14 protein-coding genes and 1 other RNA gene are annotated in these 14289 nt (G+C 45.7%); 14 read left to right on the top strand and 1 reads right to left on the bottom strand.

All coding sequences use genetic code 11. The annotated features are described in order from the left end of the window. Positions 1-3: 3 nt before the first annotated feature. From gap to HMPREF0083_RS19905, 14 genes are all read left to right on the top strand, one after another. Entirely contained in the window at positions 4-1011 is a 1008-nt protein-coding gene (gene gap / locus HMPREF0083_RS19965) for a type I glyceraldehyde-3-phosphate dehydrogenase (protein ID WP_148316026.1), read from the top strand. A 363-nt stretch (positions 1012-1374) separates the two neighbouring features. After that, positions 1375-2556 (top strand): phosphoglycerate kinase, encoded by a 1182-nt coding sequence (locus tag HMPREF0083_RS19960; protein ID WP_021623531.1) that lies wholly within the window; start codon positions 1375-1377, stop codon positions 2554-2556. Between the two features lie 15 nt (positions 2557-2571). Then, complete coding sequence (gene tpiA / locus HMPREF0083_RS19955; RefSeq protein ID WP_021623530.1) at positions 2572-3339, top strand: triose-phosphate isomerase; 768 nt, start codon at positions 2572-2574, stop codon at positions 3337-3339. A 1-nt stretch (position 3340) separates the two neighbouring features. Then, positions 3341-4873, top strand: coding sequence for a 2,3-bisphosphoglycerate-independent phosphoglycerate mutase (gene gpmI / locus HMPREF0083_RS19950; protein WP_021623529.1), 1533 nt, complete (start codon positions 3341-3343; stop codon positions 4871-4873). Positions 4874-4915: 42 nt separating this feature from the next. Continuing rightward, positions 4916-6202 carry a phosphopyruvate hydratase gene (gene eno, locus HMPREF0083_RS19945; RefSeq protein WP_021623528.1) on the top strand — a complete coding sequence of 429 codons (1287 nt, stop codon included), beginning with the start codon at positions 4916-4918 and terminating at the stop codon, positions 6200-6202. A 387-nt stretch (positions 6203-6589) separates the two neighbouring features. Next, positions 6590-7024 carry a Fur family transcriptional regulator gene (locus HMPREF0083_RS19940; RefSeq protein WP_021623527.1) on the top strand — a complete coding sequence of 145 codons (435 nt, stop codon included), beginning with the start codon at positions 6590-6592 and terminating at the stop codon, positions 7022-7024. Between the two features lie 77 nt (positions 7025-7101). Continuing rightward, entirely contained in the window at positions 7102-7338 is a 237-nt protein-coding gene (gene secG, locus HMPREF0083_RS19935; RefSeq protein WP_021623526.1) for a preprotein translocase subunit SecG, read from the top strand. A gap of 32 nt (positions 7339-7370) precedes the next feature. After that, the gene (locus HMPREF0083_RS19930; RefSeq protein ID WP_245191360.1) at positions 7371-8156 is read left to right on the top strand and encodes an alpha/beta hydrolase; all 786 of its coding nucleotides are present in this window, start codon (positions 7371-7373) and stop codon (positions 8154-8156) included. Then, on the top strand, positions 8146-8898 hold the full coding sequence (locus HMPREF0083_RS19925) for an alpha/beta hydrolase (RefSeq protein WP_021623524.1): 753 nt from the start codon (positions 8146-8148) through the stop codon (positions 8896-8898). The genes HMPREF0083_RS19930 and HMPREF0083_RS19925 overlap by 11 nt, the downstream gene beginning before the upstream one ends. Before the next feature lie 38 nt (positions 8899-8936). After that, the gene (rnr, locus tag HMPREF0083_RS19920; protein ID WP_040304051.1) at positions 8937-11258 is read left to right on the top strand and encodes a ribonuclease R; all 2322 of its coding nucleotides are present in this window, start codon (positions 8937-8939) and stop codon (positions 11256-11258) included. Between the two features lie 150 nt (positions 11259-11408). Next, on the top strand, positions 11409-11873 hold the full coding sequence (smpB, locus tag HMPREF0083_RS19915) for an SsrA-binding protein SmpB (RefSeq protein ID WP_040304061.1): 465 nt from the start codon (positions 11409-11411) through the stop codon (positions 11871-11873). Between the two features lie 120 nt (positions 11874-11993). After that, positions 11994-12358: a transfer-messenger RNA gene (ssrA, locus tag HMPREF0083_RS27450) on the top strand. 195 nt (positions 12359-12553) lie between these two features. Further along, positions 12554-12970: an NUDIX domain-containing protein gene (locus HMPREF0083_RS19910; protein ID WP_021623521.1), complete on the top strand. Its 417-nt coding sequence runs from the start codon at positions 12554-12556 to the stop codon at positions 12968-12970. 14 nt (positions 12971-12984) lie between these two features. After that, entirely contained in the window at positions 12985-13662 is a 678-nt protein-coding gene (locus tag HMPREF0083_RS19905) for an HAD family hydrolase (protein WP_021623520.1), read from the top strand. A 331-nt stretch (positions 13663-13993) separates the two neighbouring features. On the opposite strand, the gene HMPREF0083_RS19900 is transcribed toward HMPREF0083_RS19905, so the two are convergent. Further along, on the bottom strand, positions 13994-14224 hold the full coding sequence (locus HMPREF0083_RS19900; RefSeq protein WP_021623518.1) for a hypothetical protein: 231 nt from the start codon (positions 14222-14224) through the stop codon (positions 13994-13996). Positions 14225-14289 lie beyond the last annotated feature (65 nt).

Below are 14289 nucleotides of genomic sequence, written 5' to 3'. Positions count from 1 at the left end.
TGAATTATGACGAAGATTGCGATTAACGGTTTTGGCCGTATTGGACGTAACGTAGTGCGAGTGGCTTTGCAGGATCCGAAAGTGGAAGTGGTAGGTATTAATGATTTAACCGATGCCGCAACACTAGCCCATCTTTTCAAATACGATTCCGTACACGGTACTTACCATGAGGATGTGCGTGTAGAGGAGGATGCGATTGTTGTCGGGGATCGGAGAATTAAAGTGTCTGCTGAGCGCGATCCGGCTAATCTTCCATGGAAAGAGTGGGGGGTAGACGTTGTTGTAGAATCAACAGGGCGTTTTACGAAACGCGAAGACGCGGCAAAACACCTGGAGGCAGGTGCAAAAAAGGTTATCATTTCCGCTCCGGCTAAAAATGAAGACATTACCATTGTGCTTGGGGTGAACGAAGATAAATACGACCCGGCCAACCACCATGTTATTTCCAATGCATCCTGCACAACGAATTGTTTGGCCCCGTTTGCGAAGGTATTGCAGGAGAAATTCGGCATTCGCCGTGGTTTGATGACAACGGTACATGCATACACAAATGACCAGCAAATTCTTGACCTGCCACATAAAGACTTGCGTCGTGCTCGTGCAGCGGGCATGTCCATTATTCCTACCTCTACCGGTGCTGCCCGTGCAGTTGCGCTAGTATTGCCGGAATTGAAAGGAAAACTGAACGGTTTTGCGATGCGTGTGCCTACACCGAATGTATCGGTAGTAGACCTGGTGGCAGAGTTGGATAAAAACGCATCCGCTGAGGAGATTAATGAGGCATTAAAGCATGCGGCTGAGAATGAGCTAAAAGGTATTCTTGGCTATTCCGAAGAGCCGCTTGTATCACGTGATTATAATGGAGATCCGCATTCTTCTACCATTGATGCATTATCCACAATGGTCATTGAGGGTAATATGGTCAAGGTTGTATCATGGTATGATAATGAATGGGGTTATTCAAATCGTGTGGTAGATTTAATTGATTATGTCGCCAAAAAAGGGCTATAAATAAGAAAAAGTGTGGTAGATTAGACGAATTATGTTGCAAATAAAGGTGCATAACAGCTAAAATAAATACGGTTATAAGAAAAACTCGCGGGCGTTGTCGGTCTTTTTCGCCCGCTGTGCCATGTGCTCCACAGGGAAAAAAGCAGTGTTTGGCACACGCCTCGCCCGTTTTTCAAGCGATACTTTCTTATACGATAAAAAAAGGGGAGGGAACGAGTATATAGTCCCCCCTTTTTTTCTTGCATGGTCTATGGTCGGAATTTTAGAAATAAGGTCCAGCCGTATTGATTTCTAATTCTAAACCTGTTCTTATGATGTAGAAGAAGAATGAAGGTTTCATGAGATATAGGAGGGTTATCTGTTATGAACAAGAAGTCTGTTCGCGATGTTGATGTAAAAGGAAAGCGCGTATTTTGCCGCTTCGACTTCAACGTACCGATGGAGGAAGGCCATATTACGGATGATACACGCATCCGTGCCGCGCTTGCGACTATCGAATACCTCATGCAGAACGGTGCACGTGTCATCATGTCTAGCCATCTTGGTCGTCCGAAAGGTCAAGTCGTAGAGGAATTGAGATTAGACGCAGTAGCGGCTCGTCTTTCCCAGCTTCTCGGCCAGCAGGTAAAGAAAATGAACGATGTGTATAGTGATAAAGTAAAAATGGAAGCCGACAAGCTGCAAGATGGAGAAGTTATGCTGCTGGAAAATGTTCGTTTCCATCCAGGCGAAGAAAAGAACGATGAAGAGCTGGCCAAGCAATTCGCGTCGTTGGCAGACCTTTTTGTAAACGATGCGTTCGGAACGGCGCACCGCGCTCATGCATCGACGGCAGGTATAGCCCAGCATGTTGAAGGGGTCGCCGGTTTTTTGATGGAAAAAGAAATCGAATTCCTGGGCAAAGCCATTTCCCAGCCGGAGCGTCCGCTTACCGCTATTATCGGTGGTGCTAAGGTAAAGGATAAAATTGGCGTCATTGAAAACCTATTGGAGAAAGTGGATAATTTAATTGTAGGCGGCGGTCTTTCCAATACGTTCATTAAAGCGGAAGGATACGATGTAGGTGATTCTCTGCTTGAAGAAGAAAAAGTAGAGTTGGCCAAATCGTTTATGGAAAAAGCAAGACAAAAAGGCGTACGATTCCTTATTCCGATTGATGTGGTGATCGCGGATAAGTTCGCAAATGACGCCAATACGAAAGTAGTGGGTGTAGATTCCATCCCGGGAGGCTGGCAGGCGCTTGATATTGGGCCCAAAACGATTGAGCTGTACAAGAATGCCGTCCTTGAGTCCAAAACTGTGGTCTGGAATGGACCGATGGGCGTATTCGAGATGGATACATTTGCAGAAGGAACAAATGCAATCGCTCACGCACTGAAGGAAGTAAAGGGTACGACTATTATTGGCGGCGGAGACTCGGTCGCTGCTGTGGAAAAAGCGGGTGTAGCAGAAGCGATGACGCATATTTCAACAGGTGGAGGCGCTTCGCTCGAATTCATGGAAGGAAAAGAGCTTCCAGGCGTGGCAGTCTTGGCAGATAAGTAAGGAGTTGAGATAAGAATGCAAAGAACACCTATTATTGCAGGAAACTGGAAAATGCATAAAACAACAGATGAGGCGCGCGAATTTGCACATGTTGTCCGTTCACTTTCGCCTGATGGGAAAGTGGATACTGTTATCTGCGCCCCATTTACCTCATTAAATGTATTGGTGCAGGAACTTCAAGAATATCCGGTTGCTGTAGGAGCCCAGAATATGCATTGGGAAGAGTCAGGCGCCTATACAGGAGAAATTAGCCCAGGTATGCTCACAAATCTTGGTGTACAGTATGTAATTATCGGACATTCCGAGCGCCGTGAATATTTCGCGGAAACGGATGAAACAGTAAACAAGAAAACGAAAGCAGCATTCGCGCATACATTAATTCCTATTGTCTGTGTAGGTGAAAACCTCGAACAAAGGGAGAGCGGAAAAACAAAAGAATGGGTGCGTGAGCAAGTGCTGCGGGCCGTGGAAGGCTTATCGAGTGAACAGGCGAAGCAGCTTATTATCGCCTATGAACCGATCTGGGCCATCGGAACAGGCAAGTCGTCCTCTGCGGAGGATGCGCAGGATGTAATCTCATTTATTCGTGGTACAGTGGAAGATGCATTTGATGCCCAAGTAGCGGCACAAGTACGCATCCAATACGGCGGCTCGGTTAAACCCGATAACATCGCCACATATATGGAACAGCCGGACATCGACGGCGCGCTTGTTGGGGGGGCAAGTCTGACCCCGGAATCTTTTCTTCAATTGCTAGAAGGAGCGCTAGGAGGCAGGAAGTAATATGAATCGACCAAAACCAGTAGCACTCATTATTATGGACGGGTTTGGGTACAGGGAAGAAGATTATGGTAATGCCATTCGGCAGGCAAAGACACCGAACTTCAACAAATACTGGAACGAATATCCACATACGCTGCTTGGCGCCAGTGGACTCGCTGTCGGACTTCCTGAGGGACAGATGGGTAACTCGGAAGTTGGACACTTGAATCTAGGGGCAGGACGCGTTGTCTATCAGGATTTGACACGTGTAACAAAAGCGATTAATGAAGGCACATTCTATGAGAATGAAACATTGCTGCGCGCTATGCAGTATGCGCGTGACAACAATACGGCGCTTCACTTATACGGCCTGCTGTCGGATGGAGGCGTACATAGCCATATTAACCATCTGTTTGCTCTTCTGGAGCTGGCCAAAAAAGAGAATTTGGAACGCATCTATATCCACGCATTTCTGGACGGACGTGATGTGGCGCCGGATAGCGCGGTTGGATATATTGAAGAACTGCAGGAGAAAATAAAAGAAATCGGCGTTGGTCATATTGCGACGGTACAAGGACGTTACTATGCAATGGACCGTGATAAACGCTGGGAACGTACGGAAAAATCGTATCGTGCTATGGTATATGGGGAAGGACCAAAATTTACGGATCCAATTGAAGCGGTACGTGAATCGTACGAGCGTAGCGTATATGATGAGTTCGTTATGCCGACAGTAATTACCGATGCACAGGGTACGCCGCTTGCGACGGTAAAAGACAATGATAGCGTCATTTTCTTTAACTTCCGTCCTGATCGTGCCATTCAACTGTCACAGGTGTTTACTAACGAAGACTTCCGTGGTTTTGATCGTGGAGAGAAACGGCCAAAAAATTTATTTTTTGTCTGCATGACCAAATTCAGCGAAAGTGTTCAGGGATATGTTGCATACAAGCCGGCAAACCTTGATAATACGCTAGGTGAAGTACTGACCCAGAACAATCTGCGCCAATTGCGCATTGCAGAGACAGAGAAATATCCGCACGTTACTTTCTTCTTCAGTGGTGGCCGTGAAGCTGAATTCGAAGGCGAAAAACGGATTCTGATTAACTCGCCGAAAGTAGCGACATATGACCTGAAGCCAGAGATGAGCATTTATGAAGTAACGGATGCATTATTGGCTGAGATTGAGCAAGATGTTCACGATGTTATCATTCTTAACTTCGCCAATTGTGACATGGTAGGCCACTCTGGAAAGATGGAGCCGACGATTAAGGCGGTGGAAGCGGTAGACGAATGCGTGGGTAAGGTTGTCGAAGCTATTGTCGCTAAAGGCGGCGTATCCCTTGTGACCGCCGATCATGGCAATGCGGATCTTATGCTGGATGATAAAGGAAATCCAATTACATCACATAGTACATATCCGGTTCCGTTCATTCTAACGAAGCGGGGTTTGGAGCTGCGTGAAGGCGGTATTCTGGCCGATATTTCACCGACCATTCTAAAGCTGCTTAATATAGAACAGCCTAAAGAAATGACAGGCAAGCCGTTATATTAAAATAAAGATACATTCTACATATTAACAAGGAGATGAATAAACATGACCATTATTTCTGATATCTACGCACGCGAGGTTCTCGACTCCCGCGGTAATCCAACAGTGGAAGTAGAAGTATACCTTGAATCTGGTGCTATGGGGCGCGCCATGGTTCCTTCCGGCGCTTCCACAGGTGCTCACGAAGCGGTGGAATTACGTGATGGTGAAAAATCCCGTTATCTGGGTAAAGGTGTACTGAAAGCCGTGGATAACGTAAACAATATCATTGCTCCAGAGCTGGCAGGATTCGATGCGCTGGATCAAGTGGGAATTGATAATCTGCTGCTTGAGATGGACGGTACAGAGAACAAGGGCAAGCTAGGTGCCAACGCTATTCTTGGCGTTTCTATGGCGGTTGCACGCGCGGCGGCTGAAGCGATGGGTGTTCCGCTCTATACGTACCTTGGCGGATTCAATGCGAAAACATTGCCGACTCCTATGATGAACATTCTTAATGGCGGCGCCCATGCTGACAATAATGTGGACATCCAGGAATTCATGGTAATGCCAGTAGGTGCAGAAAGCTTCGCACATGCGCTCCGTATGGGTGCTGAAATTTTCCATAACCTTAAGGCTGTGTTGAAGGAAAAAGGTCTAAATACAGCAGTAGGTGACGAAGGTGGATTTGCGCCGAATCTGTCTTCTAATGAGGAAGCTTTGCAAACGATTATTGCTGCCATTGAAAAAGCAGGCTATAAACCGGGTGATGATGTAATGCTTGCGCTCGACGTAGCGTCAACGGAAGTGTACAAGGATGGAAAGTATGAATTGGCCGGTGAAGGCATTACGAAAACGACAGATGAAATGATCGACTACCTGGAAATGCTTGTAAACAAATATCCGATTATCTCCATCGAAGATGGTCTTGCTGAAGACGATTGGGAAGGCTGGAACAAGCTGACACAGCGCATCGGTGATCGTGTGCAATTGGTAGGTGACGATTTGTTCGTAACGAACACGACTCGCCTTTCTCAGGGCATTGAGCAGGGAACTGCTAATTCTATACTAATCAAGGTAAATCAAATTGGTACACTTACTGAGACGTTTGATGCGATTGAGATGGCGAAGCGTGCAGGTTATACAGCAGTTATCTCTCACCGTTCCGGAGAAACAGAAGACTCCATCATCGCCGATATCGCCGTAGCCACTAACGCTGGTCAGATTAAAACGGGTGCACCTTCCCGTACTGACCGTGTTGCGAAGTACAACCAGCTTCTCCGCATCGAAGATGAGCTAGCATATATTAGCAAATATGCAGGTCGTACTGCATTTTATAATGTAAAAAAATAAATGTACAATCAAAAAGACCTGCCTGTCCCTAGCGAGCGGTAAGCTGCTTTGGACAGACGGGCTTTTTTAATTTAAATTCAGCCTTTTTCATTCGCTCCTTAATCGCTTGCTGTCTTGAGGAAGGCATAAGAAATTCGCTAACGAGGAAGCATATAGCTGTTACTTAACATTTCGTTCTATTTGTAATGATTTTCTACAGATAGTATATTATAATAAAGTGAATCTTCTCGTAGGGAAGGTTCTTCAATTCCCACAGTGTGTTAGTTGAATGTATCAGACCTTTAGGAGCAATTTATCTTTCACCTAAATTTTCTCGGTTTCTTCAAACCCTGATGTGAGGGATTATTGCTCGTTAAGGCGGGATAAAAGGTAAAGGAGGGGCGGACAATGGACGGAAGTATTATTGATACAGTCATCGCCCGGATTAAGGAACGGGGGGGACGCGTTACCGTACAGCGGTTAGCTATTATTAACGTGTTGATGCGTCTCGATCATCCGACGGCGGAGGAAATTTACCAGTTCATGCAGGATGAGTTCCCGACCCTGTCATTCACGACAGTATACAATACCCTAAAGTCGCTCAAAGAGCTTGGGGTGGTACATGAGCATTATCAGGATGAGCGCTCGCGCTTCGAAATTACCGAGGAGCCGCATCATCACTTTCACTGTGTTGTATGCGATAAGCTGATTGATATAGAACCGGGTAGAATTTCATTGCATATGGAGCCGGAAGTCGAAACGGAGTATTCTCCGCTGGAGACAAAAGTTGTGCTTGAAGGTATCTGTAAGGAATGCCGGAAACAGGAATCGGGACAATCTTGAAGACAATTCTTCTTTATGGTACATTAATAGGTGGCAAATACTAAAAATGGATCGCTCCGTTTTGGGGAGGAAGAAGAATGGCTGTATTTCTCAAGATCGTACTTGTAATTGTTTCAATTTTGCTTATCGGAGTCGTATTGCTCCAATCCGGCAAAAGCGCTGGTCTTTCCGGTTCGATTGCAGGCGGAGCCGAACAGATTATGGGAAAAGCAAAAGCGCGGGGCATTGATGCGCTGTTAAATAAAATAACGGTAATTCTGGCAGTGCTTTTTATGCTACTATCTATCGCTGTCGCGTATTTCTTACGCGCATAAGAAGATTCGTATAATTGACAGCTTAAACATGGGTGCAAACAGCAAGTGGAATGCTTGCTGTTTTTCTTTATCTCGAAGAAGGGAAGATGCGTATGATCGGTTGCTTGTTGATTCATGGGTTTACCGGAAGCCCTTATGAAGTGGAGCCAGTTGCCCGTCATTTCGCAGGGCAGGGATGGCGAATCGAGACCCCCGTGCTTGCCGGACATGAAGGGCATGACCTCTCCCTCAATAAGGTAACATGGCAGGATTGGGTGCGTTCCGCAGAAGAAGTGCTTCAGGATATGTTGCTCACCTGTGAGCGCATATATATTGTCGGCTTTTCCATGGGCGGACTTATTGCAGCGCATCTGGCTGCCCGATACCCGGTAGACAAGCTAGTACTGTTAAGCGCCAGCCTGTTCTATATTAATCCACGCCAACTTTTTAAAGACGCCGCGACGATTATCAAAAAACATTTCACATCGACGACTGACGCCAAAGAAGCGTATCGACGTTATTTGAATAAAGCGACTTCCACGCCGCCGCGTGCGGTTATTCACTTCCGTCATCTGGTAAAAATATTGAAACAGGAATTGCCGAAAGTTACAACGCCGACGCTTATCATCCAAGGTGGCAAAGATGACCTGGTAGAACCGCGTAGCGCTGACTACATCTATCGCACTATTCGTTCGACGGAAAAACACCTACATATTCTCCCGGAATCGAAACATATTATTTGTCATGATTGCGAACAGGCGCAGCTTCTTCAATTGATCGACGAATTTTTGACTTCTCCGCAACGCGCTGGCAAAGGAGAAATGTCTGATGAAAGCTAAGCCACGCTCTCCAGAGACATTTTTATATTTAGGTAGCAACATGGGGCTGCTTTTGCTTCATGGGTTCACCGGAAGTACGGCCGAGATGCAGCCAATGGGCCGCTTTTTTCATAAGCTTGGGTTTACGGTACATGCACCCTTGCTTGCTGGGCATGGTACGACACCGGAGAAGATGGCCGGGACTCGCTGGCCCGACTGGTGGCAGAGTGCGCTGGACGGATATGACCGCTTAAAAGAGGAAGGCTGTGAACGGATTGCGGTGGCCGGGCTTTCTATGGGGGGGCTACTGACCATGCGCCTTGCGTATCATCGTAATCCTTTTGCTCTCGTTCTGCTGAATACACCAGTGGATGTACGGGACAAGCGAATCCGCTGGGCCAGGTATGTGCATTACGTTCGCCCTTACATACCCCGGGGCGATACGAAGGCAGCGCACATTGAATCAGAGCTATTTCCGTATGAACGCAGCCCCGTTGCCTGCATTGCAAGCTTATGGACCCTTATTAACCTCACTAAAAAAGAGATGGGTCGTGTAAAGGTGCCTGCACTTGTCGTTCAATCCACTATTGATGAGACTATAGAGCCAGCGAGCGGCGATTATATTTATTCACATATTGGTTCAAACTATAAAGAAATAAAACGATATCATAAATCTGGACATATCATCACGCTTGATAAAGAACGGGAACATGTTTTCCGCGATGCAGCTGATTTTCTGGAAAGGATTATTGGTAAAGTATAGAATAGCTATATTTATTTTAAGTGAAGGAGAGGACGGACGTGGCAACAGAAGCAGATATTTTACGTTTTATGCGAGAGCAGGCAAGTCGTCCTATGACAGTCAAAGAGCTGGAAGAAGCATTTGAAATTGAATCGTCCGATGCGTTTAAGGATTTCGTTAAAACGCTTAATCAGCTTGAGGATACGGGACAAATTATTCGTACACGCACGAATCGGTACGGCGTACCGGAGAAGATGAATCTTATCCGTGGTCGATTGCAGGCACATGCCAAAGGTTTCGGATTCGTTATTCCGGAGGAGGAAGGAGCGCCAGATATTTATATTCATGCCAATGATATGAATGGGGCAATGAATCGGGATATTGTATTGGCACGCCTTAATCGGAATGCGAAGGGACCGCGCCTTGAAGGAGAAATTGTACGCATCGTTGAACGCGCAAATCATGCGATTGTCGGCACTTATCAGGATGAGAAGCATTATGGTTTTGTAATGACAGATGATAAGCGAATTACGAAGGACATCTTTATTCCGAAAGGCGAATCCTTGGGAGCGGTGGATGGGCATAAGGTTGTTGTCGAAATTGTACGGTATCCAGAGACAGGTCGAGGCAATCCTGAAGGAAAGATCGTCGAAATTCTTGGACACAAGAATGATCCAGGTGTCGATATTGTTTCTATCATCCGCAAGTACGGCTTGCCAGAGACATTTCCTGAGGAGGTTATGAAGGAGGCTGAAGCGGTTCCGGATACGATTAGCGAAGATGAGATTCAGGGACGACGCGATCTGCGCGAACGAGTCATGGTCACCATTGATGGAGCCGACGCCAAAGACCTGGATGATGCCGTATCCATAGAGACGCTGGAGAACGGCAACTATCGCCTTGGAGTCCACATTGCAGATGTCAGCTATTATGTGAAAGAGAATTCGGAATTAGACATAGAGGCATTCCGTCGGGGGACTAGTGTTTATTTGGTTGATAGGGTAATTCCGATGCTGCCGCATCGCTTATCCAACGGGATTTGTAGCTTGAATCCGAAGGTAGATCGGTTGACGCTGACATGCGATATGGAAATTGATCATGAAGGCCATGTTGTAAACCATGAAATTTATGAAAGCGTGATTCGTACCAATGAACGCATGACCTACTCGGAAGTATATAGAATTCTTGAGGAAGACGATGAGGAGCTAAAAGAACGGTATAGGGAGCTTGTACCGCATTTCGAAGCGATGAAAGAGCTGGCACTACGTTTGCGCGAATTCCGTATGGAACGCGGCGCGATTGATTTTGATTTTGGCGAAGCTAAAATTATGGTCGATGCACAGGGTAATCCAACAGAAGTGAGAATGCGGGATCGTACAGTTTCTGAACGAATTATTGAGGAGTTCATGCTTAAGGCGAACGAAACAGTAGCTGAGCATTTCCATTGGATGAATGTGCCTTTCATTTATCGGGTGCATGAAGACCCGGACAGTGATCGTTTGCAGACCTTCCTTCAATTCGTAACAAATTTCGGCTACTTTGTACGGGGTACATCGACCAACATTCATCCCCGCACGCTACAAACGCTGCTTGAGCAGGCTAAAGATACGCCGGAAGAAACAGTCATCTCCAAGGTGATGCTGCGGTCAATGAAACAGGCGAAGTATGCTGCCGAGAATCGTGGACACTTCGGTCTGGCGGCTGAATTCTATACGCACTTCACATCGCCAATTCGCCGTTATCCGGACTTGATTGTGCACCGGATGATCCGCGAATCGCTGAAAAAAGGCGGATTTACACCGCAGCGTATGGAAGAATGGTACGCAAAAATGCCGCAGGTGGCTGAACAGTCATCAGAGCGCGAGCGCAATGCAGTAGACGCAGAGCGCGAAACCGATGATTTGAAGAAGGCCGAATACATGCTCCAGCATATGGATGAGGAATTCGACGGTATTGTCAGCAGCGTTGCTTCGTTCGGTATGTTCATTGAGCTGCCGAATACGATTGAGGGCATGGTGCATATTAGCTATCTTACGGACGATTACTATGATTTCCATGAGAATCAATATGCTTTAATCGGACAGCGAACAGGTCGCATGTTCCGTATCGGAGATGAAATACGCGTTAAGGTCGTAAAAGTGAATGTAGATGATCATACGATCGACTTCGAAGTGGTCGGATTGAAGCGCAGCAAGGCGCCAAGCCGGGGTGAGGGCCGCAAAGCTAAAGTTATCCCTGCCCAGAAAAGCGAGCGTAAGCAGCGTGGCAAGGGAAAACCGGCTAAAGGAAAAGCCAATCCATTCTGGATGGAAGTGGCTGAGAAGAAGAAAAACAAAAAGAGTGCAGCTCCCAGAGCAGTACGGAAGAAAAAGAAAAAATAGCGAAAGTGAAGCGCATGGCAATTACCGCATACGGTAGCCATGCGCGTCTTCATTTTCATGGCGGGCCTACGTATTCGTACTTTTTAATCGTGGGTGCTTTGTGGTACTATGTATAAATACGAGAAAATGTTGGCGGAGGAACGCTTGGCGATGAGTAAAGAAGGAATTAAAGTGCTGGCGCAGAATAAAAAAGCGCGCCACGATTATTTCATTGAAGAAACATATGAAGCGGGTGTCGTCCTTACCGGAACAGAGATTAAATCCATCCGTAGAGGCCGGGTCAATTTGAAGGACGGGTATGCAGGTATTCGCAATGGCGAAGCATGGCTGTACAATGTGCATATTAGCGAGTATGAGCAAGGAAACCGCTATAATCATGATCCTGTTCGAACACGCAAGCTGCTGCTGCATCGTTCCGAGATTTACAAGCTTCTTGGACAGACAAAAATGCAGGGTTATTCGCTTGTGCCACTTCGTCTGTACCTTAAAGGCGGGTTTTGTAAGGTAGAGATCGGTCTGGCTAAAGGAAAAAAGAATTATGATAAGCGCGAATCGATTAAGCAGCGTGATGCGCAACGCGAGATGCAACGCGCATTGCGAGACAGGAATAGGTAGAAGCTGGAACGGAAATCTGGCATACATGTTGCATGATATGTGCGGGTATGCTATACTAAGAACATAACTTAATAACAGGTTATGAATGCTCTGTTTCCTAGGAGCGACCCTTTTTATAATGGGGGCGTTCTGGATTCGACGGGGATGGTTCGAGCATGAGTAGCGAGCCGGTGGGTTGCGATTCCGTAAACAACGCAAGCGTAAATATAAACGCTAAAGAACAAAACAACTTCGCTTTAGCTGCCTAATAAGCAGTAGCGGTCTTATCTCTCCATCGTCCATGTGGCGGGAATAAGACTCAACCCTTAGTGGACTACGCCTAAGGCTTCCGTCTGGAGCTGAGGGAAGAGATTAATCAGACTAGCCTATCAGGTAGTGGGTTACCTGGCAGCTTGGTAGGCGAATCAACCACAGGTAACTGCGCTCGGAGAAGCTTATGTCATCGGAGTCTTCGGACGTGGGTTCGATTCCCACCGCCTCCACCATACATATGCGTGGAGTTTTTTGGTTGTGTGATTTAAAATAATATATAACGTAAATGAAGACTGGCTTTAGTTAGCTGGTCTTTTTATTTTGGTTCAGCGAACGGGCAGGTGAACTTATCAGACTGCATTTTTAAATCTTAAGTTTTTGATATACTTACAAATAACAAAGCATGCTAGAGTATTGGAGGCGCAAAAATGGAAAAGGAAAAAATACCGAAAGTCGGGGTTGGAGCCGTTATACTAGATAAGAATAACCGTATCTTACTTGTATTGCGCAAAAAATCCCCGGAAGCTGGCTGCTGGAGTTTGCCTGGAGGCAAAGTAGAATATATGGAAACAGTAGAAAATGCCGTAATACGTGAGATTAACGAAGAACTTGGCATAGATATTGTGATTGAACGACTATTATGTGTTACGAATCATATCATTCAATCGGAAAATGTGCATTGGGTCGCTCCTACTTTTGTTGCTCACATTGTTAATGGTAAGGTGCAGAATAAGGAGCCGCATGCTTTACAAGAAGTGCAATGGTTTCCTATTGATGATATCCCAGATAATATTACGCTCACGACAGAGTACGCTCTTGAAAGGCTGAAAGATAAACGGGATTAGCTTTGGAGGGAAGTATGAATACTGTTTTATTTGATTTGGATGGTACACTGCATAATAGTGAGAAATGGTATATACAAGCATGTTGTACCTGTATTGAAGCGATTAGGGAACGTGAGCTTACCAATAAAGAAAAAGACTACTTGGTTGGAAAGCCGATTACGAAAATTTTAAGTGAGTGGTTTTTAGGGCAAGAAAAAGAGGTGCTCCTTTCATTCTTCACACATTATGAAATGATTAATCACCAGATTCGGGAATATGTCGGTGTTTACGAGATGTTGACTGAATTAAAGGCTAGAGGGATAGCGATGGGAATTGTTTCATCAAAGTATAGAAGATATATTGTACAGGAGCTGCATAACACACGACTGTTGCCTTTTTTCGATGTTATTGTAGGGTTAGATGATTGCAAAGAGCCAAAACCAAATCCTGAGCCGCTGTTAAAAGCAATTAGCGAGTTATACATAAAACCAGAGGATTGTATCTATATAGGAGATCAGCCAACAGATGTTTTGGCCGCTAATGCAGCGGGTATCGAATGTTTTGGAGCATTATGGGGAGAAGGCCAAAAAGAAAAGCTATTAAGTGCCTCTCCTGCTGGTTTGCTACAAAATCCAGAGGATATATTAGTTATTAATCGTATTCGGGATAACTTTGACAGCGCAAGTTGTTCAACCTATATAGAAATCACTTGACGTAGTAACAAAAGTTCAGGTGGTTGGAAGGAGGAGATTCGGGAAAAGGAAGAGGGTGGATGCGCCCTGCGCTTCGGCAGAAGAAAGGCCAGCGTGTCTTTTTCCGACCGCTCCTGCCACTCCTAAAGCGATCCCTACAAGCAAACTATCTTTACGATCACAAGAATGGATTCAGACCGCATTGTTTCAATTTGAGGTGTTGTGAAGCATATAACTCCTATCTGGCTCCTCTCGTTAAATAAAAAAAGACGCGCCTGGTGGAAATGACATGTATATTTGACAACAGTCCAGCGCGTTACTCTATAGACACTAATATACTGAATGGGATTGATTAACTGCTATTTTGCTGCTTCTCCTGAAAGCTTTTTGACCATTCCTCCATTTTCCGTTGTCGTTCCCTGATGTATGCTGCGTTACGCTTATACGCCCTTTCGTCTTTACGCCATTCCCGATAGAGCCATATAACAAACCAAGCGAGTACTCCTGTTCCAAGTATTATGGATAAGGTATATACAGATATATAGGATACTATAACATGGCCTATAGTAGATAAAATATCCATGTGCTTTTACCTCCTGACTAAAATGAACGACTTTTAACTTCCCTCCGAAAGAAGTCTCCCACTTC

It is taken from the genome of Aneurinibacillus aneurinilyticus ATCC 12856 (assembly GCF_000466385.1).
Lineage (GTDB): Bacteria > Bacillota > Bacilli > Aneurinibacillales > Aneurinibacillaceae > Aneurinibacillus > Aneurinibacillus aneurinilyticus.
Note: the sequence above shows the minus strand (reverse complement) of the source record. Positions and strands in the feature narration are given on the sequence as shown.